This window comes from Mesorhizobium sp. AR10 (assembly GCF_024746795.1).
Classification (GTDB): Bacteria; Pseudomonadota; Alphaproteobacteria; order Rhizobiales; family Rhizobiaceae; genus Mesorhizobium.
Map to the genome: position 1 here is coordinate 245,010 of NZ_CP080523.1, position 26,907 is coordinate 271,916.

General features: G+C 58.0%; 23 protein-coding genes and 3 pseudogenes. 12 read left to right on the plus strand and 14 right to left on the minus strand.

Annotated elements, in window-relative coordinates; genetic code table 11:
- Positions 1-98: 98 nt before the first annotated feature.
- Positions 99-1,094 (plus strand): NAD(P)H-dependent flavin oxidoreductase, encoded by a 996-nt coding sequence (locus tag LHFGNBLO_RS01195; RefSeq protein ID WP_258600361.1) that lies wholly within the window; start codon positions 99-101, stop codon positions 1,092-1,094.
- A gap of 178 nt (positions 1,095-1,272) precedes the next feature.
- Here the strand turns inward: LHFGNBLO_RS01195 and LHFGNBLO_RS01200 are convergent, their stop codons facing one another.
- Together LHFGNBLO_RS01200 and LHFGNBLO_RS01205 are read right to left on the minus strand one after the other, a co-directional pair.
- The gene (locus tag LHFGNBLO_RS01200) at positions 1,273-2,196 is read right to left on the minus strand and encodes an ImmA/IrrE family metallo-endopeptidase (protein WP_258600362.1); all 924 of its coding nucleotides are present in this window, start codon (positions 2,194-2,196) and stop codon (positions 1,273-1,275) included.
- Positions 2,193-2,513, minus strand: coding sequence for a helix-turn-helix domain-containing protein (locus LHFGNBLO_RS01205; RefSeq protein WP_128222382.1), 321 nt, complete (start codon positions 2,511-2,513; stop codon positions 2,193-2,195). Before LHFGNBLO_RS01205 ends, LHFGNBLO_RS01200 begins: the two co-directional genes overlap by 4 nt.
- A gap of 185 nt (positions 2,514-2,698) precedes the next feature.
- Here LHFGNBLO_RS01205 and LHFGNBLO_RS01210 point away from each other — a divergent pair, with 185 nt between their 5' ends.
- Genes LHFGNBLO_RS01210 through LHFGNBLO_RS01220 form a run of 3 tightly spaced genes read left to right on the plus strand, consistent with a single transcriptional unit; the run spans position 2,699 to position 5,471 of the window.
- Positions 2,699-3,946 carry a nucleotidyltransferase gene (locus LHFGNBLO_RS01210; protein ID WP_258600365.1) on the plus strand — a complete coding sequence of 416 codons (1,248 nt, stop codon included), beginning with the start codon at positions 2,699-2,701 and terminating at the stop codon, positions 3,944-3,946.
- Complete coding sequence (locus LHFGNBLO_RS01215) at positions 3,946-4,398, plus strand: hypothetical protein (protein WP_258600366.1); 453 nt, start codon at positions 3,946-3,948, stop codon at positions 4,396-4,398. Before LHFGNBLO_RS01210 ends, LHFGNBLO_RS01215 begins: the two co-directional genes overlap by 1 nt.
- A complete protein-coding gene (locus tag LHFGNBLO_RS01220) occupies positions 4,395-5,471 on the plus strand; it encodes a CBASS cGAMP-activated phospholipase (protein WP_258600370.1) in 1,077 nt (358 codons plus the stop codon). Before LHFGNBLO_RS01215 ends, LHFGNBLO_RS01220 begins: the two co-directional genes overlap by 4 nt.
- On the opposite strand, the gene LHFGNBLO_RS01225 is transcribed toward LHFGNBLO_RS01220, so the two are convergent.
- Both LHFGNBLO_RS01225 and LHFGNBLO_RS01230 read right to left on the minus strand, forming a co-directional pair.
- Positions 5,454-5,891 (minus strand): hypothetical protein, encoded by a 438-nt coding sequence (locus LHFGNBLO_RS01225; protein ID WP_135928545.1) that lies wholly within the window; start codon positions 5,889-5,891, stop codon positions 5,454-5,456. The two genes, LHFGNBLO_RS01220 and LHFGNBLO_RS01225, sit on opposite strands and share 18 nt — an antisense overlap.
- A 41-nt stretch (positions 5,892-5,932) precedes the next feature.
- Entirely contained in the window at positions 5,933-6,241 is a 309-nt protein-coding gene (locus tag LHFGNBLO_RS01230; protein WP_258600373.1) for a hypothetical protein, read from the minus strand.
- Positions 6,242-6,343: 102 nt separating this feature from the next.
- Here LHFGNBLO_RS01230 and LHFGNBLO_RS01235 point away from each other — a divergent pair, with 102 nt between their 5' ends.
- A complete protein-coding gene (locus tag LHFGNBLO_RS01235; RefSeq protein ID WP_258600375.1) occupies positions 6,344-6,775 on the plus strand; it encodes an AAA family ATPase in 432 nt (143 codons plus the stop codon).
- Between the two features lie 50 nt (positions 6,776-6,825).
- On the opposite strand, the pseudogene LHFGNBLO_RS01240 reads toward LHFGNBLO_RS01235, so the two are convergent.
- A pseudogene (locus LHFGNBLO_RS01240) lies at positions 6,826-7,626 on the minus strand (DUF3422 domain-containing protein); the annotation flags it as partial.
- A gap of 121 nt (positions 7,627-7,747) precedes the next feature.
- Positions 7,748-8,296: a cupin domain-containing protein gene (locus tag LHFGNBLO_RS01245; protein WP_258600378.1), complete on the minus strand. Its 549-nt coding sequence runs from the start codon at positions 8,294-8,296 to the stop codon at positions 7,748-7,750.
- A 178-nt stretch (positions 8,297-8,474) separates the two neighbouring features.
- Here LHFGNBLO_RS01245 and hisD point away from each other — a divergent pair, with 178 nt between their 5' ends.
- From hisD to LHFGNBLO_RS01260, 3 genes and pseudogenes are all read left to right on the plus strand, one after another.
- Positions 8,475-9,773, plus strand: a complete 1,299-nt coding sequence (gene hisD / locus LHFGNBLO_RS01250; RefSeq protein WP_258600517.1) for a histidinol dehydrogenase — start codon at positions 8,475-8,477, stop codon at positions 9,771-9,773.
- Positions 9,774-9,802: 29 nt separating this feature from the next.
- Positions 9,803-10,077: pseudogene (locus LHFGNBLO_RS01255) on the plus strand (Rid family detoxifying hydrolase); the annotation flags it as partial.
- 186 nt (positions 10,078-10,263) lie between these two features.
- A complete protein-coding gene (locus LHFGNBLO_RS01260; protein WP_258600379.1) occupies positions 10,264-10,539 on the plus strand; it encodes a hypothetical protein in 276 nt (91 codons plus the stop codon).
- A 60-nt stretch (positions 10,540-10,599) separates the two neighbouring features.
- On the opposite strand, the gene LHFGNBLO_RS01265 is transcribed toward LHFGNBLO_RS01260, so the two are convergent.
- The gene (locus LHFGNBLO_RS01265; RefSeq protein WP_258600380.1) at positions 10,600-12,060 is read right to left on the minus strand and encodes a M81 family metallopeptidase; all 1,461 of its coding nucleotides are present in this window, start codon (positions 12,058-12,060) and stop codon (positions 10,600-10,602) included.
- A gap of 467 nt (positions 12,061-12,527) precedes the next feature.
- On the opposite strand from LHFGNBLO_RS01265, the gene LHFGNBLO_RS01270 reads away from it, so the two are divergent.
- Positions 12,528-13,778 (plus strand): IS256 family transposase, encoded by a 1,251-nt coding sequence (locus LHFGNBLO_RS01270; protein WP_258600489.1) that lies wholly within the window; start codon positions 12,528-12,530, stop codon positions 13,776-13,778.
- 53 nt (positions 13,779-13,831) lie between these two features.
- Here LHFGNBLO_RS01270 and LHFGNBLO_RS01275 read toward each other — a convergent pair whose 3' ends face one another.
- Both LHFGNBLO_RS01275 and LHFGNBLO_RS33565 read right to left on the minus strand, forming a co-directional pair.
- Positions 13,832-14,839 carry an ABC transporter substrate-binding protein gene (locus LHFGNBLO_RS01275; RefSeq protein ID WP_258600381.1) on the minus strand — a complete coding sequence of 336 codons (1,008 nt, stop codon included), beginning with the start codon at positions 14,837-14,839 and terminating at the stop codon, positions 13,832-13,834.
- A 244-nt stretch (positions 14,840-15,083) separates the two neighbouring features.
- Positions 15,084-15,209, minus strand: coding sequence for a hypothetical protein (locus LHFGNBLO_RS33565; RefSeq protein WP_258600382.1), 126 nt, complete (start codon positions 15,207-15,209; stop codon positions 15,084-15,086).
- A gap of 601 nt (positions 15,210-15,810) precedes the next feature.
- Here LHFGNBLO_RS33565 and LHFGNBLO_RS01285 point away from each other — a divergent pair.
- Positions 15,811-16,040 (plus strand): annotated as a pseudogene (locus LHFGNBLO_RS01285) (histidinol dehydrogenase); the annotation flags it as partial.
- Positions 16,041-16,319: 279 nt separating this feature from the next.
- On the opposite strand, the gene LHFGNBLO_RS01290 reads toward LHFGNBLO_RS01285, so the two are convergent.
- The 5 genes from LHFGNBLO_RS01290 to LHFGNBLO_RS01310 form a co-directional block, all read right to left on the minus strand.
- Entirely contained in the window at positions 16,320-17,288 is a 969-nt protein-coding gene (locus LHFGNBLO_RS01290; protein ID WP_258600383.1) for an ornithine cyclodeaminase family protein, read from the minus strand.
- 23 nt (positions 17,289-17,311) lie between these two features.
- Positions 17,312-18,169 (minus strand): pyrroline-5-carboxylate reductase, encoded by an 858-nt coding sequence (gene proC, locus LHFGNBLO_RS01295; protein ID WP_258600385.1) that lies wholly within the window; start codon positions 18,167-18,169, stop codon positions 17,312-17,314.
- 22 nt (positions 18,170-18,191) lie between these two features.
- Entirely contained in the window at positions 18,192-19,772 is a 1,581-nt protein-coding gene (locus LHFGNBLO_RS01300) for a class I adenylate-forming enzyme family protein (RefSeq protein ID WP_258600387.1), read from the minus strand.
- Positions 19,773-19,779: 7 nt separating this feature from the next.
- A complete protein-coding gene (locus tag LHFGNBLO_RS01305; RefSeq protein WP_258600388.1) occupies positions 19,780-20,553 on the minus strand; it encodes an enoyl-CoA hydratase/isomerase family protein in 774 nt (257 codons plus the stop codon).
- Between the two features lie 963 nt (positions 20,554-21,516).
- Positions 21,517-22,359 carry an IclR family transcriptional regulator gene (locus LHFGNBLO_RS01310; RefSeq protein ID WP_258600389.1) on the minus strand — a complete coding sequence of 281 codons (843 nt, stop codon included), beginning with the start codon at positions 22,357-22,359 and terminating at the stop codon, positions 21,517-21,519.
- Positions 22,360-22,749: 390 nt separating this feature from the next.
- Here LHFGNBLO_RS01310 and LHFGNBLO_RS01315 point away from each other — a divergent pair, with 390 nt between their 5' ends.
- The gene (locus LHFGNBLO_RS01315; RefSeq protein ID WP_258600390.1) at positions 22,750-24,390 is read left to right on the plus strand and encodes a hydantoinase B/oxoprolinase family protein; all 1,641 of its coding nucleotides are present in this window, start codon (positions 22,750-22,752) and stop codon (positions 24,388-24,390) included.
- Positions 24,391-24,403: 13 nt separating this feature from the next.
- Positions 24,404-26,467 carry a hydantoinase/oxoprolinase family protein gene (locus tag LHFGNBLO_RS01320; RefSeq protein WP_258600392.1) on the plus strand — a complete coding sequence of 688 codons (2,064 nt, stop codon included), beginning with the start codon at positions 24,404-24,406 and terminating at the stop codon, positions 26,465-26,467.
- The last annotated feature ends 440 nt before the right edge of the window (positions 26,468-26,907 follow it).

Sequence of the window (26,907 nt, forward strand, 5' to 3'; positions counted from 1 at the left end):
ATTCCGACGAAATCCCTGTTGATTCCATGCCCCCTTTGGACCACGATCCTTAGATCGGGCAAAGGCCGCGACCGGATGGTGGACTCAGGGGGATCGCAATGCCCAACGCTTTCACTACTCTCGTCGGCATAGAGATCCCGATTGTCCAGGCGCCAATGGGTGGAGCTACGTCTCCGCAATTCGCGGCCGCGGTTAGCAATGCAGGCGGTCTCGGGATGCTCGCCCTCGGCTGGAGTCCGCCCGAAGCGGTACGCGCAGAAATTCGGGCCACCAAGGCCCTGACCGAGCGACCATTCGGCGTCAATCTCGTGTTGACTTATCCGCAGGAGGAGCGCCTCGCGATCTGCTTAGAAGAAGGCGTGGCGGTAGTCTCATTTTTCTGGGGCCAGGCAGGCTCGCTGACGGTTGCGGCGCATCGTGGCGGGGCAACGGTGCTGCATACGGCAGGAAGCGCGGAACAGGCTCGGATATCAGCCGAGGATGGCGCGGACGCAATCGTCGCGCAAGGCTGGGAGGCCGGTGGCCACGTTTACGGTAGAGTTGCCACGATGGCGTTGGTTCCGGCAGTTGTTGACCAGGTCGCGCCGGTCCCCGTTCTTGCCGCCGGTGGCATTGCGGATGGACGCGGTCTAGCCGCGGCGATGGCACTTGGTGCCGCGGGCGCCTGGATCGGTACCCGCTTTCTCGCGAGCATCGAAGCTCCAATCCATCCGCGCTATCGCGACCGCATCCTCACAGCCAAGGAGACGGACACAGAATACGGGACTGTTTTCAGCGTCGGCTGGCCCGACGCTCCGCACCGTAGCCTCCGCAACAAAACGATTGAAGCTTGGGAGGCGGCCGGACGCCCGCCGGTGGGTGGGCGTCCCAACGAAGGCGCGGTCGTTGCAAAGTCGCCACATGGTGATGTGGTTTCATACCAATCTCACACGCCGGGATCGGGTGACGAGGGCGATATTGATGCCCTTGCCCTATGGTCGGGCCAAGGCGTCAGCCTCGTCCGCCACGCCCAGCCCGCCGCTGAGATTGTCCGCGAAATGAGCGACGAGGCGCGGGCAATACTCGCACGGCTTGGGAACGATCCATCTTTCTAACGTGGGAAGTACCGCCGATTTCAATCCCGGACTTATGGGTCCGGACCCTAGGATGAGTCTGACGCCATCATCGCTGGGGTCGGTCTCAAGGGCAGCGTCGGCGGCGACGAGATCGCCGTGGGCCAGGCGGGCAGAAATGGCTATATGAACAAAATCCATGGAGTGATCCGTCTGTGCGCTAGCGATCCGGAACCTGTCCGTTCCGAACAAAATGGTCGAAGACGTCACTCTCCTCTTCCTCCTCCTGAAAGCGTGGGCCTTCCGCTTCAAATTGCAGCACCGTGATTTCCTGATCGTAGCGGTCGGAGCGGAGGCACATCTCGTGCACCGGCTCGGGAAACCAGACGCCAGCTTGCTGCGTGACGCCGGCAAGCGCCGCATCGGAATAATCGCGTCGTGCCGCAAAGGCCTGCAGGGGGAGTTCGAATACGGTGTCTCTCGTGCGGATGTAGCGTCCCGATTTAAGCGCCGCCTTGCTGGGTTTCGCCCAATGGGCAAACCCCTCATTCGACACCACCATGATTGCCCGCGTCTCGGTGTATTCGAGCCAGCGCAAGATCGCCGCAGTCAGCGAAACGCCGTAGCGCTTTGCCACTCGACTGAGCGCGTCGAAATCGGCGCTAGCCTTGGCTGGCAGCTGGCGACGGAAGTCATGAAACGGCATGAGCAACGCGGCGGCAAACTCGTCGGCTTCCTGCTCAATACCGGACCCGTCGCGACGAACTACCGCGTTCTCGTCGCAATAGATCCCGCCGTCGAAACGCCCGTCCTCCTCGATTAACTCGCGGTGCAGGACGTAGTGGGCAAACTCGTGCCCCACGGTGAACGAGCGGCGCCCCGCAGACTGGCCGAGATGGTACATAATCGCCCATTGGCGCGGCCGCGCCTCGCCATAGACCAAGGCCCCAACGCAGCCTGGGATGTTGCGCTCGACGACTTCGTGGATGGGACTCTGGGGCGCGACCTTTCGGGAATACTCCAGCGCAAGACCGATCACGTCGACGGGCGCGCGATCAAACCGATCCGCTCCGAGGACCAAGTCGAGCATCTGGGTAATTCGCGCTGCCTCGTTCAGCGGCTGGGGACGGCTCGGATCGCTCATTTGCGGGTCTTTGTATCGAGGATGCGGGCCATTTCTCGAAGCTGCCGACGCGTCTCCTCTGGCAGACCGCTATATTGTCGAAAGAAGGCGGTGTCCTCAGCCTCGCTGAGCGTTTGCGTGTCGGCCCCGAATAGATAGTCGACGGTAACCCCCAGCGCGGCTGCGATCGCGGATAGCTTCTCGGCCGACGGCCGGGGCGGATTCTTGTTTTCGAGCTCCCAAATATAGCTCTTCGACGAGCCGGTCTCCTGCGCAAGCTGATCGAGCGTTAAGCCCTTCTGCGTTCGTAAGTCTTTGATCCGCTCACCAAATTTCATAGCTGGCCCTTCCACTCGATCCGCCCGACCCGCGTTCGGAGTAGCTATATTGTAGGTCCCTTGACAGACGCATTCAAGCTCCCCATCTTGTTCGGAGTAGACGCGCTTATATTTGCATCATCCCGAACACTGCGCGGGCGGTGGCGAGATGCACAGATACAGCCCAGCCCGCCGTGGAGATAGATGTGAATATCCAGCTTGCGCCGACCGGCCTCAATCCTTTCGACGACCCTCTCGACCGCATCCTCGCCGAGATTGCGCTCAGCGTTCAGCTGCCGCCCTCGCTCCATGACAAGGCGAAGTCGCGTTATGAGGCGGTGCGGCGCCATCTAGAGGCCACCACCGCCTTCTTCGACCAGATCGAGCACTTCTACCCGCAGGGCTCCATGGCGATTGATGCGACGATTTCGACGCGCGGCACCGACGACGAGTATGATCTCGACATCGTCTCGCAGCTCGGCGGCCGCTTTCGCGGCATGGCGCCTCTTGAAATCCTGACCGAGCTGGAATCCGCGCTCAGTGACTATCCCGTGCAGCGTGTGTTGCGGCAGACGCGCTGCGTCACTCTGTTCTACGCCGACAAGATGCATCTCGACGTCACGCCGTCGCTGCGCGTCTACAGCAGGCTCGATCGCGAAAGCCGGATCACCCATGCCAAGGGTCCGAGGCGTTCGGACGACGACCGCCTGGTCGACATGAATGCCTATGGGTTCGCGCAGTGGTATGCGAACAGGACGCCGCTCGAACTGCGCATGGCGAAGGAGTTCCACCGGCGGTGGCTTGACCATGCGGGCCTTGCGGCTCGCGCCGACGCCGATGTGGACGATGTTCCAGATCAGTGCGACTTCATCGTCAAGAACACGGCGACGCTCGCCCTCCAGCTCCTCAAGCGCGTCCGCAACATTCGCTACGCCAGCTCTGCCGGGCGTATTCCGCCGTCGGTGATGCTCTCCTACTACGCCGGGCTCGCCGCGCAGCCGAACATGTCGCTCAGCGCCATGCTCGTTCGCCTCGCGAGTTGGATCATCCGCGAAGTTGAGCAGGCCTCGCTCTACGGGCGGCTCCTACATGTCGCCAATCCGGTCTGCGCGACCGATGTCTTCACCGACCGCTGGCCGGAATCCATTGCTCAGCAGGATGAGTTCGCCGAACACCTGCACGAGCTCGTCCGTTCGCTCGAGGCGATGCGCAAGGGCGAAATGTTCCCCAACGCGATGATGGACACGTTGCGCGACGACTTTGGCGAACGGGTCGTGACCCGTGCCGCAGACCAGATCGCCATCGAGGTTGGTGGCGGGATCCAGCAGTCCCGTCAGCTCTACACGCGACGCGGCAGCGTGCTGTTTCCTACTGCCGCCGCGGTCGCGGCGTCGACCGTCAACCCGGCGGTCTCGGCGGCGCGGCCCCACACTTTCTTCGGGCGCAAGATCTGATGCGGGCGGCGCCCCTCTCCATCGACCAGCAGATCGCCGCGATGAAGGCGACCTGGCCACAGTTCGCTGCGCGCCGCATCGACCGCCGCACGCAGTCCGCTCGGTGGGTGGGAAGCGTGAGGCCGCAATATTCAAGCTACTCACTGGAAATCCGTTATGAGCTCGGGACGTTCCCCGGGGTGCGGGTGCTCTCACCCGAGCTGGTTCGGTTGCCCGGCAATTCCGAGGGGCAACTGCCCCATGTCTATCCGCCTGCCGAGGATCCGACTCTTTGCCTGTTCGATCCTCGCGAGAGGGAATGGTCATCGACGATGACTATCGCCAACACGACCATCCCTTGGGCGCTCGACTGGCTCGCCTGCTACGAACTTTGGTTGATGACCGGGCGCTGGACCGGCGGCGGGCGGCACGCCGGATCAGAATTCGCCGAGGTAACGGAGGCTAGCCAATGAACTATATTCCGCCGCGCCGGTCTGACGGCACGATCCAACATGCTCGACTAAAGCAGTCATGGCCGCAGGGCCGCCCGTTGCGCATCCTGTCGATCGACGGTGGCGGAATTCGCGGCGTGTTTCCTGCGGCGGTCCTGGCCGAACTCGAAAGCCGCTTCCTGGGCGGCGCTTCCATCGCCAATCACTTCGACATGATTGCCGGCACCTCAACGGGCGGCATCATCGCGCTCGCCCTTGCCCACGGGATGACGGCCGGACAGGCCTTGAACATCTATCTCGAGCGCGGCGAGCGCATCTTTCCGCCGGCGGCGGGGCTCCGCAAGATGTCGAGGGCGTTGCGCTGGCTGTTCAAGCCAAAGCACGACCAGGCAGCCCTCAAGGAGGAGCTGCTGCGGATTTTTGGCGACAAGGTGCTGGACGATGCCGTCACCCGGCTGGTCATCCCGAGCTTCGAAGGGCGCCACGGAGAGCCGTTCCTCTACAAGACGCCGCACCACCCGGACTACCAGAAGGACCGCCATAAGAAGTTTGCGCATGTGGCGCTCCACACGACGGCGGCCCCGTCCTATTACCCCGGTGTCGAGGACGACGGCTACGTCATGATCGATGGCGGCATTTGGGCCAACAATCCGGTCATGAACGCGCTGATCGACGCCCTCGCCTGCTTCGACATCGCGCGCGAGGACGTGCGTATCCTGAGCCTGGGAACGGGTGAGTCCACTTTCACTGTCGATGAGCGGGCGCGCACCGGCGGCATCAAGGATTGGGCGTTCATGCGCTCTTTCAATGCGGCCGCCCGCGCGCAATCCCGCAATGCCCTGGGACAAGCCTATCTGCTGGTCGGCAAGAACAACGTCACAAGGATCGATGTGCCGGAAAGCGACGCGCCGATCGCGATGGATGACGTTCAGCGCTCGATCCGGGAGCTGCCGATGGTGGCACGCAGTCTTGTCGAAGGCGCCGGGCATCACATCGAGCGAGTGTTTCTCGACGGCACAGTCGAGAAATTCATCCGGTGTCCGATGACGCGTAAGCGTCTGATCGGGCACTCGTCTCTATCGGGCCGTGAGTAGACGACACGCGAGCTCGCGCTCGCCCCAGCGGGTCGAGAAGGTGTCGGAAACCTCGAACCAGCTTCCGTCATTGCCGACGCCATGGTTGGCGCCCATGCAAGAACACTGGCATTCGTGACCCTGTGCTTCCTGGCACGCCCGCGCGCAGATCTCCTGCTCGCGGTAGGGCTGGATGATGTAGACCTTGCTGAAGCGCAGTAGCGCCCGATCAACGAAGTCGTTGAACCAGGACTTCGGCAATTCCCAATATTTCTTGCCCGCGATCCAAGCCGGCGACGTTCGCCTTCCATTTTGAAGCCACTGGCGGTTTGTCTCCACATACGGAAGACGAACACGTAAAAGCTGACCTTTACCCGTTCGCCGCAGCACGACCGGTATGACCTCCTGCCCCCAGACGTAGTTCAAACTCAGCCCGTTCATGTTCGTTCACAGCCCTCTCGTGTTGAACATAAACCAAATTCTCAGTCTTCATATCGCTCCTCAGTACTTCGAAGAAGCCCGTCAGCCTCTCGAAGCTCCAAGGAGAGGATATTCATGTCAGGTTGGATCGAGAAAGCCTTCGACTGGTCGTACCAACGCCACTGAAACCGCAGAGTGTTTCCTCCCTCACTCCTCTCCCAGACATGTAATTGGGAAGGCTTTCCATCTCCCTGCTCAAGCAACCCATGAGGCTCTGCTTCCGCAGAGGCGGTTGAAGCCGAACAGTCCCCAGCGGCATGTTTCATCGCCTCTGCGATCGCTTCAAATGCGTTCTCTAATTCCGTGAACATCGCTCCTCCTTCAAACCCCTGTGCAATGTGGGCACTCGGGATCTGCCTCTATCGAGAAATCCCTGCCGTTGCTCTATGCTTCCTGATTCTGCGAGGGGTTCAATGTATCTCAGGAATATAGAGCTCAACAGCTTTCGCTCTTTCGACGAAGGAGAGATCGAACTCCAAAAAGACTTGACGGTCTTCGTGGGTGAAAACAACGGCGGCAAAAGCAACGCGATCGACGCAGTTCGCCTGCTTACGAGCCCTCTCGGTGGACGACGGGAAATATATTGCGAGTCGACGGACGTTCGCTTTCAAAGCGCGACCAGCTACTTCGAGCTGGAGGGGTGCTTCGCAGAGCTTTCGACGGGGCAGCAAGCCCGCTTCATTTCGGCTGCGACGGATGCGTCGCTGACCCAAGCGCGCTTCGGCTTGCGTTTCGATGGCACGCGAGCCGGCGTCAAACCGGTGCTCTGGGCCGGCAAAGAAGGAAACTCTCCAGAACCAGGCTGCCACGACATGGTCCGGCACGTCTATCCGATTCTACGCTAAAGCTTTCAGGCCGCGACGGTTATGATCGCATTGACATCGAGGACAGTGTTCTAGTCACGAGTCGAAAGCGCATGTTTGGTCCGAAGTACGGCGATCGTCACCGAGGCCACAACCAGGGGGATTGAGATGAGCATCAGCAGCGGGCTGATGTTCCATCCGACATGTTGAGTTGCCTCCAATGCCGTCTTGATGAGGCCAATGAGGTAATAGCTGATCGCGATGATCGAGAATCCTTCGACCGCGCGTTGGATCTTCACTTGGGTCGCTGCCCGTTCCGCCATCGCCTGTATTTGCATCGCATTCTGGAACTCGATCTCGACCTGAATGCGGGTCTGGAGCAGGTTCAGGAGGTGCATGGTGGCGTGGGACAGTTGCTCCAGCCGAAGGGATGCCGCCTCGCAGGTGCGGACCGCCGGTTTGAAGCGCCTGGTGACAAATACGCCAAATCTCTGGAAGCCTGGCACATGCGCTTCGCGCAACTCGCCAATGCGCTCCTCGACAATCTTTGCGTAGGCCGCGGTCGCGCCAAAGCGACTGCGGGTTTGAGCAGAAAAAGAGATAATGGCGGCGGAGAGTTCCGAAATTTCTTTGAGAAGTCTCTTGTGCTGGTCTGCCGGTGTCGATTGGTTGCGAGCCGCCAATTCGCCAAGGCTCGTCTCGAATTCACCCAGCCGTGGCGCGAGATGCCGCGCGAGCGGCAAGCCGAGCAGCGCCATCGAACGATAGGTTTCGATCTCATAAATTCTGCGGACCATGCGGCCAAGTCGGTACGCGTTCAGATTCTTGTTGAACAGCAGAGTGTGGCCCCACCCGCTTGGACCAACCCTGAAGTCAGAACAAACCTGGCCAGCGGTCACTGGACGCTCCCCTTCTTGATGTCGGCCAACCACCAGAAAAGCAGGTTTCCAAACTTTGGGAATGGGGGCTAACCGGTCTGGTCATTATACTCACCAGTATCGGTTTCGCAGGGCGTCAATAAGTCGGCGGTGTAATCGCGCTCACAATCTCGCTTTGTCCGCCATAGACGTTCCGGAACCGATGTGGCAGACGGCTATCGAAATAGTAGCCATCACCAGGCTTTAGAACTTTCTTCTCAATTCCGACCGTGATCTCAACCATGCCGGAAAGCACCATACCGGCCTCCTGTGCGGCATGCGTAAACTCCTCGCCGGTGTCCGCGCCCGGCGCATATCGTTCATGCAACATCAGCAGCTGCCGATTGGGGTGATCGAGGCCTACGACACGATACGAGATTGTATCAACCTTTCCAATTTCGACGAGATTTGCGGCGGCGTAGAATGGCGAATATGGAAGACTTGATTGAAGGTCTGAGAAGAAGCCAGGAAGCGTGGTGCCCAAGGCGTCCAAGACCGCTCCGAGCGTGTCCACGGAAGGGCTCATTTTATCGCGCTCAATGAGCGAAATTGCGGAATGAGATATTCCCGAACGCGCGGCCAACTCCCGGACCCCCAGGTTTCTCCTGCGGCGCAATTCACGAAGTTTAGGTCCAATCTTTGGCATTCTACAGCCCCGGTGCGCTCTGATCCTTGAAGAATGACATCCTCGCAACGAACAGGATACCAAGGCCGACCAAACTGCTGCGCACCTGGTGATTATAATGAACAAGCGGTTTGGGGCAATTGCCGGACTGCTCACCTTGCATGATGCTGACGGCGATCATCCCACACAGGAGTTTTTGATGACGCCGCGTCTTGATGCGTTGAAAGGAAAATTTGTCCAGCTCAAGCAACCAATCAGAGACGCCGTCTCCGACACAGCTCAGGTCGAAACAACCGTAAAGGAGATCATCGCAAATGTCCGCGTGCGAGGTGACGCGGCGGTTCGCGAATATTCCCTCGCCTTCGACAAGGCTCATGTCGCAAACTTCGAGGTCACCGAGGAAGAGAAGCTGAAGGCTGTTGCCGATCTTGATCCGCAGACCCGCGAGGACACCGAGTTCGCTATTGCCAATGTCCGTCGCTTCGCCGAGGCACAACTTGGCACGATTCTGCCCCTCGAAATAGAGAGCCTTCCCGGTCTCCACCTCGGTCATCGTGTGATCCCGATTGAAACGATTGGCTGCTACGTACCGGGCGGTCGCTACCCGCTTCTCTCCGCTCCGGTGATGACCATCGTACCGGCAAGGGTCGCTGGCTGCGACCAGGTTATCGCCTGCCTTCCACCAAACGCTCACCCGGCAATGATCGCTGGCTGCCATCTCGCGGGCGCAGATCGCATCTTCCGCGTCGGCGGCGCGCAAGCAATCGCCGCCATGGCATATGGCACCGAGACGATCCCAGCTGTCGACAAGATCGTTGGGCCCGGCAATGCCTTCGTTAACGAAGCAAAGCGTCAGGTGTTCGGCCAGGTCGGCATCGACCAGCTTGCCGGCCCCAGCGAAATATTCGTCGTTGCTGACGAAACGGCCAATGCATCAATGATCGCGATGGACCTGCTCGCCCAGGCCGAACACGACGTTCGCACCCGTGTTGGTGTGGTCACCACCAACCGCAAACTCGCTGAAGACATTCTAAGCGAAGTCGAGAATCAGTTGGAAAACCTGCCGACGGCACCGGTGGCAGGGGTCGCGTGGAAGGACTACGGCGAGATCACCGTTGTCGAGGACGAAGAGGCGATGATTGCCTACTCCGATCACATCGCAACTGAGCACTTGCAGGTCCACACCCGTGATCCGCAGGCAACCGCGAAGAAGCTGCGCAACTACGGCTCGATTTTCATCGGGGAACTTGCCAGTGTCGTCTATTCCGACAAGTGCTGTGGCACGAACCATACCCTCCCGACGATGGGGGCAGGCCGCTACACAGGTGGCCTCTGGGTCGGTTCCTACGTGAAGATCGCTACCCACCAATGGCTGGACGAACGTGGCGTCGCCGCCGTTGCTCCGGCAGCGGTTCGCCAGAGCGCGACCGAAAAGCTCGAGGGCCATCGCCGCGCCGCCGCACTTCGTCTCAGCCCAAAGCAACTCGCCGCGGAGTGATCTGGTCCCGCCTGAAAGTTTCCATGGCCGATGCGGCCACAAGCGAGTTCAATTCAGCAAACGCCGTGGAACAGGCCGAGCAGTGCCTGAGGAACCTTGAGGCAATCGCCAAGGCCGCCGGCACTGAATTGTCGAAGACGGTCAAGACGACCGTATTGCTCTCCGACCTTGGTGACTTCGCCGAGGTCAATCGCGTTTACGCGAGCTTCTTCTCACCCCCTACCCCGCTCGCGCATGCTACGACGTAAAGGCCCTTCCGAAAGGCGCAAAGGTCGAGATCGAAGCCGTCATTTCCCTGATCTGATCGACCGCGACAGCCAGGCACTTGCAATGCTCGACAAGTCATTTAGCCAAGGCGGCGAGGCCACGGAAGGCGACATTGACGCAGCCTTGCAAGCCAAGGCCGCCGAACTCGCCAAGGGAGGCTTCTGAGCGCGCCACGGCTGCGCATGCTGCCGTCGGTGTCCCCGCCTATCGAAGCGCATCTAAGGTGTCCGCTTTTCTCCATCACGATTATCGCTGTGCCGGCTACGCCATATCCAATCGCAGCCATCCGCTGAACGCAGATATCGCCTTCGACACGAATATCGAACAGAACCGACCCTGCGGCTTTCTCCGCGGCGTCTGCCACACGATCCCCGAATGGTCGATTGAGGCCCTCGATGTTGCCGAGTGTCTGCTCAAACAAGGCCAATTCAACATGCTCCGCCACCATGGCTGTGAGAGTGCGCGCCGGCTGGAGCGATCGGTAAGACGCCAGCGCTGATTATCCACACACCAGTCCCTCCGGTCCTTTTTTCCGGTGGCATATAAAACCCTGTTATCGCTAGTACACCACCTCTTGGTCTAAAGGCCAGATAGGCCTTGCGACATGCTTGTAGGAATGATTGGCAAGATCTCTACTCATAATCCCAGGGCTGTCGGCGAGGTAGTCTCGCTTGACGACTTTCGCAAAACCCGCTCGCCAGTGGTTCGTGCATTTCAAGGCAATGATCCTGTAGCGCGTGACGTCGATACCATGAATCAGGAAGATTTCGGTGTCGATTGGTTGGTGCCGTTCGGAAACAACGACCACGTCAATGCCGCCGATGTGCAACCTGGCAGTTCGGCCGACCGACACTTGGCTTCCCTCGCCCATCGGCGACTGACACAAAAACCGGCCATCAGTCAGGGCCTTGATGTAGGCCGTCGCGGCGATAGGCTCGCCATGTCGTGGGTCGGTCTTGCCTCCCAGCGCAACCGCGATCGTTGCGCCAACACCGGCTGAATGAGCTTGTGCCACGATGGATGGGTCGAACATTGCCGCAAAGCAGGCGTCGCTCAGGTTCGCCTTGAGCATCGCGCGTAGCAGATATGTTCCGTCGCCAGGGCAGCCACCGCCCGGGTCGTCGCCTCCGTCAAGCACCGCGACCGGCCACTCTTCCGAACGGAGCGCAGACTCGATTGCCTTCTCCGGGGAGAGGGCGTTTGGTCGAAACTGGTCCCGGTTGTTCCAGACAAAGTGAGCGATGCGCCGCGCTGCATCTTTGGCCTTGCGAGCATCACCATTCGCGATCACCAGGACCGAGGGCCCGGTGTCAGGTGTATCTGTCCAAACAAAGCCGTGAAAGAAGGTGCAGGCAATGATATCCGGGTCTTCCTCAATTGATCGGCAAAGTTGGTTTACAGCCGCCATGGGTCCATACATGGTTGTCGCCGTGACCAACAGGAGCGGAATTTTTTCAATATAAATCACTGGACTAATACTACCCGACGAAATCTGAGGGAGTATGGTTATTGCGTCCTGGCCTCTCTCGAACATATCTGTATGGGGATGACAATTGGTGCCGAAAGCTGCATCAACAACATCAGAGAGCTTCGTATCAAGATTTCCATGAAGATCGAGGGTAATCACGATCTTGACGTCTGATCCGACGAGGTCCCGGACCCTTCGACAGATGTCGACTTCAATGTTACCAATGCCGTGTGCGATACCTGCGCCGTGAAGCGCCAGGCCAACCGCGTCAAGTGGCAGGACCTCTCTTATTTCGGCGAGCAGATCGTCAACCATGCTCGAGTACGCGCATTCCGATATGATGCCGCCAGCTTCGGCAGAAGCAAACATCGTTGGAAGTACGGTCGCCCCTACCGTCTTGGCTGCGTCCAGCATTCCTCCAATGTAGGAGCGCACGCCTTGATGCGTTGCAACAAGCGCCTGGCCGCGGACGATGTGAAAATCAGAAAGCTGTGCATCCTCATTTCGAAACGTGTTGGTCTCGTGCAGGATACCCCCGAGCGCAATTCTCATAGACCTCTCCATTGTCTCGGTTTGTCGTAATTCGCTTCACCTTGGGCCTATGGCTCCAAAAAGAGCGTGGGAGGTTCCACGCACGGACCAAGGCCACACGGATGTCGCCCTCATTCGGAGAACGGTCACCGATCGCGAGGGCAAAAAATATGGCCCCAAACGGACCACTTCTAATAGCCATCAAGCAGAATACCTCTTTCCTTGTGGCGCTGCTGCGGGCGCCCAGCGCCCGCAGCAGCGCACCGGTTATTGCGTCAGCAACGCAATGCAGCGTTCCATTGCCACGTCATAGTTGGTGCGACCATCCGATCCTCGCGCTACCCACCATTTGTAGTCCTGAACGATCTGCTTGGTGCCGTCGCAGGAGTGGTTGGAATTGTGAGTTGGCGTAGTCTCCGGGGTGTCAAACCTCGAATCATCCGGCGTTAGAGCGCCGGACAGGAGACTACGCCATGACAAGGACTACCATGAATGCGGAAGCCGTTCATCCTGGGGATGAGGCGACGAGCTATCTTTTCGACAACTGGTTTGATCCGATTGAAGCTGGCCTGCGCGAGCGGGTGCGCGGCTTCATCGAGACGATGCTCGAGACCGAGCTGGACGCGGTGCTTGCCCGTCCCCGTTATGGCCGGCAGCCGGCGGCGCGCAGTGATGAGACCACCGGTGTCGCCGGCCACCGCCACGGCAGCCGGACGCGCACGCTGACGGGGACCTTCGGCACCACCGAGCTCACGGTTCCGCGGGCGCGCCTCGATGCCGGCGAGGACAAGACGGTGGAATGGAAGAGCAAGGCCTTGCGCGCCTATCAGCGGCGCACGATGGCCGCCGACGCGCTGATCGCGTCGAGCTACCTGGCGGGCACGAACACCAGGCGCGTGCGGCGTGCGCTCGCCGCGCTGTTCGGCGGCGCGATCGGCAAGGACGTCGTCAGCCGCACCTGGCGCAAGGTGAAGACGGACTGGGACGCCTGGAATGCCCGCTCTCTGGCCGACGAGCCGATCGTGCGCCTGATCCTCGACGGGACGGTGGTTCGTGTCAGGCTCGACCGCAAAGCGACCTCGATCTCGCTGCTCGTGGTCATCGGTGTGCGCGCGGACGGCCAGAAGATCCTGCTCGCGGTCAAGAATATGGGTGGCGAGACGACGGAGGCCTGGCGGGCCATTCTCGACGATCTCGTCGGGCGCGGCCTGCGCCGACCTGAGTTTCTCATGGTCGATGGCGCACCTGGCTTGGACAGGGCGATCGCCGCGCTGTGGGACGGGGTGCCGGTGCAGAGATGCACGGTTCACAAGCACAGGAATCTGCTTGCCCATGCTCCCGAGCGGCTGCATGAGGAGATCAGCGCCGATTACACCGACATGATCTACGCGGCCACGCCGGAGGAGATCGAGAGCCGCCGCAAGGCGTTCCTGCGCAAATGGCGGCTCAAGTGCCGGGCGGTGGCCGATAGCCTGGAGGAGGCCGGCGAGCGTCTCTTCGCCTTCACCCGGCTGCCGCCGAGCCAATGGAAAAGCGCCAGAACAACAAACGCGATTGAGCGTCTGCATGAGGAGTTCAAGCGGCGCATCAAGACCCAGACCGTTCTGCCTTCGGCCGAAACCGCGGCAATGTTGTTCTGGGCGTTGATGGCGTCCGGTCAAATCTCGATGCGAAAGATCGACGGCTGGCAGACGCTTCCTACGAAGCCACGCGATCAGCAGATTGACCTCGCCGCATGAGCCGATAATCTTAACCTACCGGAGGCTGCTCCGCCGAATTCCAACACGACCCGCTACGGCACCATCTGCTTTTTCATGATGTCTGGTGCGCCAGGCAAGACTGCAACCAAATCCTTCGGAAGAAGCTTGAATGCATCCTTATTGACTGGACCATAGGGGATGGCTTCCGCGAATGCTGCCTGCGCTTCCGCCCGTGACATATATGCCAGCAGCTTAAACGCGTTGTCTTTGTTGGGCGCGTTTTTCAGGACGATCCAGTCATCGTACTGGAGCAATGACTGGTCCCAAGACAGTTCCAACGGTGCGCCTTGCTTCTTGGCGGTGATGATCCGGCCGTTCCACGCTGCCGCCATGTCGACTTCGCCGCCAATGAGACTCTGAGGGGCATCGGCACCTGACGCCCACCAGCGCCCCACGTTAGGCTTAATCGCTGTAAGCTTGGCGAATGCCCTGTCCAGATCGAGCGGATAGAGCTTATCGGGCGCGACACCATCACCAACGAGCGCGCCTTCAAGCAACCCGCCGTAAAGCATGAGGTCACAGTTTGGAAGGGAGCGTTTGCCGGGGAAAGACTTCACATCGTAGAAGTCGACCCAGTTCTTGGGATGCTGTCCTGCGCTTTTGGTACTGTATGCAACGACGACCGAGTAGAAGAAGGAACCGAGACCGTATTCTTCCTTCATGAAATCGGGCAAGCCGGCCAGAGTATCCTTTGAGAAATATTTGTAATCGATCTTCTCAAGAGCGTTGTTGTCGATCCAACTTGGAACTTCACCGCCGTTGATATTGCTGATGTCGGCTTCCGGCTGACCGAGCTTTGCCGAAGCAAGCAGTTTTGGGCTCGATGGTATGGTCACGACTTTAATGCCTGTGTCGCGGGTGAAGGGATCGAACCAAGCTTTCCTCTGGGCCTCCTCGAAAGCGCCGCCTGCGGTTGCGACGACAACTTCACCGGACCCCTTGAGATTTTCGGGAATCTCCTCCGCCTGGGTCGCAATCGGCAATCCCGATATAAGAATTGCAGTACAAGCTGCGAGAGCCTTGGCTGCTGTGGTGATCATTGGTTATTCCCCTTTTTGTGGAGCTCTGACTTCCTTTCTGGGGTCGCGAAGAATCGAGCTATTCTCCGGACATGCCTGCAACACCTCGACCGATGAATGCGGTATCGCATAACAATATGCCATATTGTCTATCTGGTACACGAAACGTCAAGCCGGAGTCGCATCGGGTGCCGCGTCTGGTGATGATCCTCACCAGTGCACTGATCATCAGTAGGTGGGAGGGGTTATCGCACTCAACATTTCGCTATTTCCTTCTTGGACGTTGCGAAAGTGATGCGGCGGGCGACTGTCCGAGATAGTACCCGTCGCCTTCTTTGAGCACCTTCTGCAGCCCTCCCACCGTGATTGCCACAGCGCCCTTGATGATCATGCCGGCTTCCTGCGCATCCTGTACATCCTGCGCTGCGTGCGCATCGATTGCCTACGTTTCATGTAGCATCAGCAACTGCCGATTGCGGTGATCCAACCAGATAACACGATAGGAAATTGATCCGACTTTGCCGATCTCAACCAGATCAAGGGCGGCGAGAGGTGTGTACGGGAGGCCGGATTGCAGGTCGAAGAGAAGCCGGGCAAGGTCGTGTCCGGGGCGTCAAGTATCGCACCGAGGGTGTCGATGAAGGGCTCATTTTGTCATTTCAATCAAAGAGATTGTCGAATGCGACATGCCAGAGCCAACTGCTACCCTCACTCCGAGATCGCGCCGTCGACGGAGCTCTCGCAATTTGGATCCGATTTTTGGTTGGGCGCGCGGCAAGATCGCACCGAAAAGACAGAGCGAACAACGGTGCGATACATTCCGACGGTGAGAATACTAGACAGTGGTGATTTCTGCATTTGTGATCAGCTTTCGGTTCCACGATGCTAGCGTCACGCCTTCGGAAGCGCGACTACGGTCTTGGCAGCGGGGTCGATGCCAAAAGCGCGGAACTGTTGCAAGTCCAGCATCTGCCAGCGTCGTCTAGTCCGACTGCTGTGGCAAGAACCATACCCTGCCGACGATGGGTGCCGGGCGCTACACGGGTGGCCTGTGGTCGGTTCCTATGTGAAGATCGCCACCCATCAATGGCTGGATGAACGCGGTGTCGCCGCTGTTGCTCCCGCAGCTGTTCGCCAGAGCGCGACCGAAAAGCTCGAGGGCCATCGCCGCGCCGCCGGACTTCGTCTTAGCCCGAAGCAATTGTCCTCCTCAGTGGGGTAATCCATAGCAGCGGCCGAGAGCGCACGCCGAAGCCGGCGCAGGCGCCACGAAAAACCTGGTTTGGCGTAGACGGAATCCAAAGCAGCTGTCGCTTTGCACTTAACCAGCGTCTTCCTTAATTTGCGTGGCGAGACTGGTTGAGTGGAGCGCCGTGGAGTAGGAGTTCAAGGCCTGCTATCCCGACAATAGCGCGCTTGATCGTCTTCAGACGGTTGATCTGCCCTTCTGCCTGGCCGTTACGCCACGGCGATCGTCGCTGCTCGGTGCACCGGCTGTTCTTCAGCGCATCATCTTAGTACCAATATTCATTTGGACGGCTCGGGCGTAAAGTTCACTTGCAACAGCGAGGTCGGCCAAGGCGAAACCGGGATAGATGAACAGAACACGGTCCGACGCGCCTTTGCGCCCATCTCCAACGCCGTTCGTCAGGCTGGCCAAATCCGCGTCGAACGGCCCCCCATATGCTAGCTTCGAGCGGTTGTCGGGATCTTCGGCTTGCTCCTTGTCATCGACAACGAAACAGTCGAACGCGCTCAGGCTTTCACGCAGCCAGGACCGGCCCATGTCGATGGCGATGGCTAAGCTGCCGGGTTTCAGCTTTCTCGCGTCCAAGAATGGCTGCATTCCTTCAACACTTGGCACTGTCGATACGATGATGTCGGCTCCCAGAACATCATCGACTTTATCGGTCGCTCGGCCCAACAAACCTTGGCTATTGGCATGCGAGGCAAATTTCTCCGCAGACTCATTGCTACGATCGAAGCATACAACGTTTGTAACGGAGGGGAGCACGTCTTTCAATGCGGCCAGATGCCCGTATGCCTGAGCTCCACATCCGACAAATCCAAGCGAATTACTCTTCGGCGTTGCGAGATACTCGGATGCAAGCGCTGACATGGCTGCGGTTCTTATCACTGTCAGGCGGTTGGCATCGATAACGGCCAAAGGAAGGCCGGTCTCGAAGTCGCCGAGGATGAGCAAACCGTTGACGCTAGGAAGCCCTCGCTGATTATTCTCACCTACTACACTGACCCATTTCACGGCGGCAAATGGCGGTTCAGCGCAAACAGCAGCCATAGTTTGAAAATAGCGGTCGGACGAAGCTCTGACGGTCTGCTTGGATGGTATACGCAGGCTGCTTCTCCCGTACGCCCTGAACGCGTCACCCAGCACCGTCCGCATATCGGACGGCGACATGTTCACTCGGTCAATGTCGGAAGCGTTCAGGTATAAGATTTCTTTGGTCATAGCGTCCGTTCCCCACAACTCCTTCAAGAAGCTAGCGTTGATGAAGCGAGTTCCAATGATCTCTCGAAAGCCGCTCTTGTCGTACGCGAAATCAGCAATGAGAGGCCATCATCGTCAGTAAGCACACGCAGGCCGGCTTCCGTTGTTCCGTTTGGGCTGGTAACCTGGCGCCGGAGCTCCGATGGCGCGTCGTTCGATGCCAAGGCGAGCGCCGCGCTCCCATGAACCGTCTCTCTTGCCAAGTCGCTCGCCATGGTGTCTGGGAGGCCGAGTTTGAGCGCTGCATCTGCAAGGCATTCGATCAGGTAGAAGACGTATGCCGGCCCTGATCCGCTTATCGCCGTCGCTGCATCAATGAGCTCTTCCTGTGCGACCTGGTGGACAGCGCCACCTGCCTTGAACAACGATACGACCCATTCCATGGGAAACATCCTCTCGGCACTGTCGCAGAAAATAATCGTTGAGCCCTTGCCAATCGCCGTTGGAGTGTTCGGCATGGCGCGCGCTACTCGTGTGGAATTGACCAGTCGCGTCAAGCGTTCACAGGTAACGCCTGCTGCAATGCTCACGAAGGCGGCACTTTGTGAAAAGCGTCTGTAAGTGGGCAGCTCTCGGTCCACGATCTGAGGCTTCAATGCGATCACTATCAGATCTGCATCCGCGGGGAGCGTGTCACACGTGTCGTGGGTGATCACACCGAGAGACGCTGCCCTCTCCCGCAAACTCGAGACCGGTTCGACAACATGGACCTGGCTCGGATCGATCGAAGACGATTCAACCCATCCTCGTAGTAACGCATAACCCATGTTGCCGCAGCCGACGAGAATTAGTGATCGATCCAATTGGTTCGATGACAGGTACCCATTCATCTTATCCTCCAAGGCTTCATCCCGAGCATCGACTTTATTGCTTGGTCGCCACTACGTCGGGTTGGCGTGGCTGTCCTACCGATTGCCCCGTTGCCAGACGATCCCAGCAGTCGTGCAAGTCCTTTGGAAGCAGATGCTTCATTATTCTCTGACTGGGCGTGCGCTCAAATTCGCCCACCACCTTGATGTAGCGAGGGTTCTGATAGGACGCGAGGCGTTCGGCGAGCCAACGAGACAAGTCCTCCGGCTCGATCGTTTTTCCGTTCTTCGCCTTCACGAACAGCTTGATGTCCTGCTCTCCCACATCGGCTTCGACGCCAATCATCGCACAATCCTCAACAGAAGGATGTGCGGCCGCCACATGTTCAACTTCCCAAGCAGAGACGTTTTCGCCTTTACATCGAACGCTGTCGGTCAGGCGTCCGTGGAACCAAAGGTTGCCTTTTGCGTCCAAGGTGCCAGCGTCACCGGTGCGGAGGGCACTGTCCACCAGCGCCTTGCTGGTCGCTTCGGGATTATCGAGATAGCCTTTGAAAAGCGCGCCATGCAGCAACGATCGAACGACGATTTCGCCCCTTTCACCTGGACCACATGGATGTCCATTTTCGTCGATAACCTTTACCGCATACCAAGGCATCGGCTTGCCGACCGAACCCACAACTCCGTCGGTGTTGCAGGTCGTAATGCTGGAGGCCTCGGTCATGCCGTAGCACTCGCGAATCTCAACGCCGAAGCGGTCGCTGAACTTGGTCCAAACATCTTTCGGACACCCGCCACCCCAAGCAATGCGAACAGCGTGCTGGCGATCGAGGGCATTCTCGGGCTGCTTTAGGAGTATCTGCAAGATGCCGCCGAGATAATGAATATGGGTCGCTGCAGAACTCCGTACCTGATCCCAGAAACGGCTCGCGCTGAAGCGATCGACCATGGCGAGTGTGATGTCTTCAATGATGGGCAAAACAATGAGTTGCGCGCCGCCGATATGGAAGAATGGCTCCCATACAAAGAAGACATCACCCGGCTGCATGGCAGTGAGTGTCCGCACGGCTTCCCCAGCAAGGCGCAACATTCCATGCGTGACCAGAACGCCCTTCGGCCGCCCCGTGGTTCCGGACGTGTACATAATCGCGAAAAGGTCATCGGTCTTGAGAGGCCTATCAACGAATGCCGCGTCCTTCTCGAGCACAGCCTCAAATGATCCCGGATCACGTGGTCCACCAATCGTGATCAAGGCGTCGGTAGGGGTCCCTGCCCCGCAATTCTCAATTGTCGCAAGATACTCGAAATCGCAAACGACGAATTTTGGCCTGCTGTGGTCGAGGATGTAACGTAGTCCCTCGCCCTTTTGTTGAGCGTTTATAGGCACCCAGACGGCACCCGCGCGTGCAATTCCGAAAAGCACGGGAAGCGAAAATCGCGAGTTGCGCATCATCACCGCGACGCGGTCGCCTGGCTTCAAGCCCCTAAGCTGCAGATTGGCCGCGAAGGTACCAGCCTGCGCCTTCAGCGTAGCAAACGTTATTTCTTCACTGTTGAAGTGGGCAAAGACTTTGTTCGGGTGTTGGTCGGCCTTTGCATTGAATTCTGCAACGAAGCCCTTGAGAATATCTATCATAACAAGATCACGCCTTCCGGGATGCACGCTCGGCCAGAAATTTTTCCATCATCTGTGCCGTCTCACCTGACGCGTAAGCTTCTCGATGGATCCGCACAGCGGCATGAAGACACTCTCGGAATCCGACTTCAGTCATCTCTCGTAGCCACTGCTTATCCAGCCGCATCGCTACGGGCGGCTTCGAACCCAGCTCACGCGCAAGCGACAGGGCGGCCTCAAGCACCGTTTCGGCTGGAACAATCTGGTTGATGATCCCGATGGCATGACATTCCTCTGCATTCATCAACCGGCCGCTAAGCGTCAGGTCTGTCGTGCGGGCAAGCCCGATGATTTCGCGCATGATCCATGGACCCGTCACACTCGCGATGCCTGAATTGATTTCGGGCTGGCCCATGCGCACGCCTGCGTGGCCGATCCGAAAGTCGCAAAGGAGTGCCACTTGAAACGCAGAGCCGGCGGCAACTCCGTTCAAGGCTGCAATGAGAGGTTTGGAGAGCGACCGGATGGCGTCGTACAAACGTTCCCACTCTGCGATCCACGCCGAGCCAGTGTCTCCGTCAAAAGTCTTAGCTTCATTCAGGTCTTGGCCAGCGCAAAATGCCCGGTCCCCTGCCCCCGTGAGAACAATCGCGCGAACGATCTTATCCGTCTCAAGTTCCAGGAAGGCATCAATCAGTTGGGCCCGCATCGGCGCGTGCCAAGCGTTCAGGATCTCTGGCCTGTTCAGGGTGACTACAGCGACGTTGTCGCGCTTTTCGACTAGAATGTAGCGATCCGCCATCGACCTCTCCTCGTATTGTATTGCAATATTACATATCGGATAATGCGCCTAAAAAGTCAGCGGCGTCAAGGCACTTTTCTCAAGTTCGCATGCAGCACGTCGAAGTCCAGCTGCCTGATGAGAGAGTTTGGAGCGCTCGTCGGCGCTAGCCGAGAGTGCCCCCCCAGCTGCGGGCGGTACGTTCGTTCTACCAGCGGTTATGTTTAGAGTATGCGTTGGACGCGGTAGGCTACGACCAGCGGTGCAGGCGCACGGCTCAAATTTTGGGCCGTCGGGTAGCAGCTGGCCACGATCACGAGGTCACCTACCGAGTGTGCGGACTTGGAGCCAAGCAGAAGGCGGCTGAACTTCTTTTAGGTGAATAATCATGGCTTGCCGCCTCGGCGACGAGAGCGGCATTTTCAATGCATGGTACATCGTTGAGGAGCCTCACGTTTTCGAGGGTCAGCGAGCCCCTGGCACAGGTGCATAGCTTACGACGGTGTTGAAACTCGGTCACGGATTCGCATGTTTCGGCGTCGATAACACTTGGTAAGCGAATGCAAATCGATGGTTTATTTTTGCACGCCAGGGTGCGCTTGTTGATATCCGAAACCTTTACCTTGACTTCAGTGCCGGTCGGCATCCTCAAGGTCGGATACTTAGCCAAACCTGGCCGAAGTAAAGCCGGTCGTTCGGAAATCTCTGCTTACGGGCATAGTCCAGCGCTATGAAGATGTGCCAGCCGTACCGGCGCCCGTTGGGAGCGCAGCTTCCCCGCAACCGCGAGTGTCTGGACCTCGAAGCCGATATTTTCAAGCATTCAATCGGTTTCGAGGTAGTTGGCGCCGCCAAGTCTTCGATCCATCGACCAGAAATAACCAAGGCTGTCGGGCGGTTTAGGCAGGACTGAGTGGCTCGACGACTCGCACTAAGATCGGCACCCTCTATTCACAGACACTGCAGACGATTGAAGAGGGTGGCTTACATTCGCCTATATTGAGAAACGACCTTTGACATTTGGCGTGCGATCTCAACCGTAATTGGGCTTAGTTCGGCTTCGACCCGCTCGATTGTCCAGTTGGCGGTCGAGGCGGCGATATTAACAGCAGCTACTACATGATTGTCGTAGCCAAACACCGGTGCAGCGGTGGAAATGTCGCCTAGCATTGCCTCCTCATTGGCAACAGCGTAGCCCTTTTGGCGAACTCTCTCCAACTCTTCCGCAATTTGTCGGCGATCGGTCACTGTATTAGGTGTGATCGCATGAAGCTTGGATGCACTCAGAATCTCATCCGCAGCCGCAGCGTCGAGGTGCGCCATGATCGCGCGCCCCGGAGCCGTTGCGAAAGCGGGCAGACGAGTTCCAATCGTTACGTAAGAGCTCATGACCTTCCGGCTAGGAACGCGTGAGATAAACATGATATCCGTACCGTCAAGTTCAGTTAGGTTGACCGTCTCCTGAGATCTTTTGTTCGCCTCTAGAAGATAGGGGAAGGTTGCTTCCACAATTGGATTGCTGCGGAGATACGCATTGCCGATATCCATAGAGCGTGCCGAAAGCGAATACTGGCGAGTAGTTTCACTGTGCGCGAGGTACTTGAGCGCGCGCAATGTATAGAGTACTCGCTGCGTTGCGCTTTTGTTTAAACCCGAGGCCTCCGCCACCTCCGCCAGCGTCATGGGACGAGGATTAGCACAGAACGTGTCGAGGACCAGCAGTCCCTTCTCGATCGTACCGAGATAAAGACGTTCATCGATGTTCCCTTTGGCGACAGAAACTGGAGAGTTCACTCCATTCCTGCGGTTGCCTTTGCTGACGAGCATAATTCCTCACAATTTTCAAGAATGCGCTACTAGATATTGCTATTCAATGCGGCTGTAAAGCCGTGGAAACGCCCGCGGTAGAAACCAAACCGCGCCTCGACACCGATTTTCATGTGGACCGTCCTAAAATCCGGGCTTGACGAACTGGCAGAAAGCAATATAGGATATTGGATAACAATACAATGACGCGGTGCTGAGGAGGTGGAGGACGCCCGGGAGGCGCCCTGGGGAAATCTAATGATGGCCCACACACGAATTAGCCTGACCAGTGGCAGATGAGCTCGCGAACATCGAACGGCGCCCTGTCTGGCTGGAACCGAGAAGGGCGCGCCCATATCCCCACGCGAGGCGTAGGGCCCTCTGCCGCAATCAAAGATACGGAAGGCGAAAATGAATATCACGGTCGATCCAATAACTCGTTCTGTAGTGCAGCATCGCCTCACTGCAATTGTGAATGAAATGGGCGAAGCCATGCTTCGAACCACCTATTCCCAGATTTTGAATTCTGGTCGCGATTTTTCGCTAGCCATCTGCGACACAAACAACCGACTGATCGCTCAGGCCGATCACATACCGGTGCACGTTGGCGCACTTCCATGGGCTACCCTGGCGGTGCAGCAGGCGTTCGCCGAAGTGAAACCGGGTGATGTCTTCCTGCTGAACGATCCCTACCACGGCGGCAGCCACCTACCTGACCTCACGGCTTTTGTGCCCGTTTTCGATGGCGAACAACAACTGTTTTGGACGGTTGTTCGAGCGCATCAATCAGATATCGGGGGCGCTACCTACGGGGGTTATAATCCGCGCGCGCGCGAGATTTACGAGGAAGGTCTGCGCATTCCGCCTATCAAGCTCTACGATCAAGGCGTTCTTCGTGACGACCTGCTTAACATGATTGCGTTGAACGTCAGGAATTCACGCGACTTTCGCGGTGATCTTTCCGCAATGCTTGGAGCTGTCAGGCTCGGTGAAATCCGCTTGCGAAAGCTTTTCTCAGAGCTTGGTTGCACCACTGTAATTGAGGCGATCGCTCAGATCCTCGACGCGTCCGAAGACCAAGCTCGGAAAACCGTATCCACATGGCAGGATGGGATCTACTTTGGAGAAGCCTTCATTGACGATGATGGCTATGGGCGAACTGACATAAGGATTTCCGCTAAGGTTACCAAATCAGGCGACAGCATCGAAATCGACCTGTCTGATTCAGACGAGCAGGTGGTCAGTTTTGTCAATTCGCCATTCGCAAACATGCAGGCAGCGGCCGCTGTCGCTTTCTTTTTTCTGCTCGACCCGGAAACACCAAAAAACTCTGGAGCGCTGAGAGCGTTATCGGTCAAGGCGCGCCAGGGGACGGTTGTGTGGGCCGACGAAGGTCGCGCCGTCTCAATGTGTACCAGCCATCCTGCGACAGAGATCATGCAGGCTGTGATGATGGCAATGGCTCACGCCTGCCCGGATCGTGTCGTCGCTGGCTGGGGCAAACGCTTCCGGATTGCAATTCAGGGGCACAACCCAAGATCGGGTCGAAGCTTCATTTGGCATCTTTTTCATGCTCGCCCTGGAGGCGGGGCTTCGAGCGCAGGCGATGGATGGCATTCCGGCGGCGAATGGACGACCGTTGGCGGCCTCAAATTTGGCAGCATCGAGTTGACCGAAGCCAGGTATCCCCTTCATTTCCGTTCTCATGAGCTAGAGCCCGGGACCGGTGGAGCGGGAAAGCATCGAGGCGGGCTTGGCACACGGCTTGATCTAGAGCTCTTGATCGACCGCCCTGCGACTGCAAACACAGCTGGTGACGGGACGGTCCACGCACCACCCGGAATCGTCGGGGGCAGCCCTGGCGCTCCGCATCGGTACCTACTGCGGAAGGCCGACGGCGGTGAAACCTTACTGAAGACGAAAGATGTCGGAATCGGGCTGAGTCCTGGAGACGTACTAGAGATCCACTCATCTGGCGGTGGAGGTTGGGGCCACGCTTCTGATCGTTCTGCCGAGCTGATAGCCCGCGATCGTCAACTAGGTTGGGAATGAGGGATATTTTGAAATGAGAAAGTTCAAGCTTGGCGTGGATGTCGGCGGCACTTTTACAGACCTGGTCGCGATCGATGACGCGGGCAATACAGTCATCGCGAAATCTCCTTCAACGCCGGAAGATCAATCTTTAGGTGTCATCCAAGGCCTCAATATTCTCGCGGAGCGCCTCGGCACGGATCTGGCGGGACTCCTTTCTAACACAGAACGCTTTGTCCATGGCACCACAGTGGCCACCAATGCGCTTCTGGAAAAGAAGGGCGCCAAGGTCGCATTGATCACCACGCAAGGGCATCGCGATGTCTTGGAAATGCGCGAAGGCTTCAAAGAAGATCGTTATAATCTCCGACTTGCGCCATTTGAACCTCTGGTCCCTCGCGATCTCCGCTACGGTCTGGCTGAGCGGACTGATTTCGAAGGGAGGGTTATTCAGCCGGTAGATCTGAACGGATTGGCTGAGATCGTTTCAGACCTCAAGCGGCGGGACATCGGTTCGGTGGCGATCTGCCTCCTGCATTCTTATCGGAATGCAAAGCATGAGGAAGAAGTCGAATCCTACCTTCGTTCCGAGCTTCCAGATGTCTTCGTTTCCCGATCCAGTGACGTTCTGCCACAAATCAAGGAATATGAACGCACATCGACAACGGTGGTGAACGCTTATGTTGGGCCTGCGGTAAAACGCTATCTCACCAATCTGGAGTGCCGGCTCCAAGAGGCCGGGTTCCTCGGCCGCCTGTTCATCATCCTCTCGCATGGAGGCATGGCTCCCGTAGAGGAAGCATGGCGCCTCGCCTCTGCAACCGTTCTTTCCGGGCCTGCAGGCGGCATTGCGGGTTCCAGAATGTGCGCGCAGCTCCTGTCTATGCCCGATCTTATTCCCTTCGACATGGGAGGAACGTCGACGGATATATCGCTGATTCTTGGGGGCCACGCGATCCTGTCCGCAGACGGCGATCTGGCCGGACAGCGTATCGCGCTGAAGAGCCTCGACATAGCGTCGATTGCATCGGGGGGTGGGTCGATTGCTAAGATCACGCCGTCCGGCCAGTTTGATGTCGGCCCTGCAAGTGCCGGCTCTGTGCCTGGTCCCGTATGCTACGACAATGGCGGCCGCGAAATTACAGTCACAGACGCGAACCTGATTCTAGGATATCTCGATCCAGACAATTTTCTGGGTGGTAAGAAGAAGCTGAACTATCCTGAAGCACTAAAGCGCATGCAGGCTCTAGCTGAAACTCTAGGGGTTGGCGTGCATGATGCGGCGGCTGGGATCTATCGTCTGGTCAACATGAAAATGGCAGACGGGATCCGGATTATGACGCTGCGGCGCGGTGTTGACCCCCGGAGATTCGCCCTTCTTAGCTTTGGCGGTGCTGCTGGATTGCACGCTGTTGCTGTCGCGCGGGAACTCGAGATTCCGAAGGTTGTGATACCGACCATGGCCTCCGTTCTATCGGCATGGGGGATGCTGAATTCCGACCTCCGCTATGAAGTGAGCCGGACCTTGGTTGGTGAGGTTCGCGCGCATGCGGCCGAGATAGCAACGCTTTTCGCTGACTTGGATCGTGAGGCTCGAGCAAAGCTGTCGCAGTGGTACACGAGCGAAATCAGAACCGTTTACAGCGCTGAAATGCGCTATGGTGAGCAAATCTTCGAAATTGATGTTTCTCTCGATGGAGCAGACATCAGCTCTCCGGAATTTGCTGACGACGTCATTGAGCGATTTCATCGTCAACATGAGCAACTATACACCTACGCCCTTCGGGACCAGGAGGTGACGTTCGTTAATGCTCGCGTCGCTGCAGTTGGTCCCGTAGATTCCGGCGCTCGGCAGGACGCGGTGTCAGTACCCCAACGTGAGGCACCGCCACCGAACTGTAGCCGTCCGGCCTATTTTGGTGTTTGGACCGACACACCCGTGTATGAAATGGCCGACCTGCCCGTGGGGGCCACATTAGCCGGGCCTGCGATTCTAGTGGCGGAGACGACTAGCGTCATCGTCCAAAAGGACGATATCGCCACGGTGAATTCATTGGGCTGGGTCGAGATTAGTCTTGCGGATCTCAGACAATATTGATGGCCACTTCCCGAGTAGCTTCGGGGTACAGAGCGGCCCGTTAACTTCTGTCTCGGTGGACAAACATCCCATCAAGGCGCGCAGGAATGCGCTAACTGGCGAGAATGCGACTGTTTTGGAGCAGGACAGCCATTTTCCCTGCCCGATTGTGGAGACCGTGCTCTCGCATTTTTGAACAGCGATCGTGGGCAATAGCATCAGTTTTTTACCGGGATCTCGGAACCCACCCCAAATGAAGCCTTTCTACGCTCCCCAGCCGCCTCTCAGGGGAAACGGCGATAAGAATCAGCTTGCCATTTCACATTTCCCAATATACGATATTGGATAATAATAGCTATCTAGCGGCAATCGTCCGGATCGCGGATGAGATGTGAACTAGGGAGCAGCATCTGTGTAAGCGCCGGGATCGGGGCTCAGGTCCTTCGGCGCTCCGAGCAAGA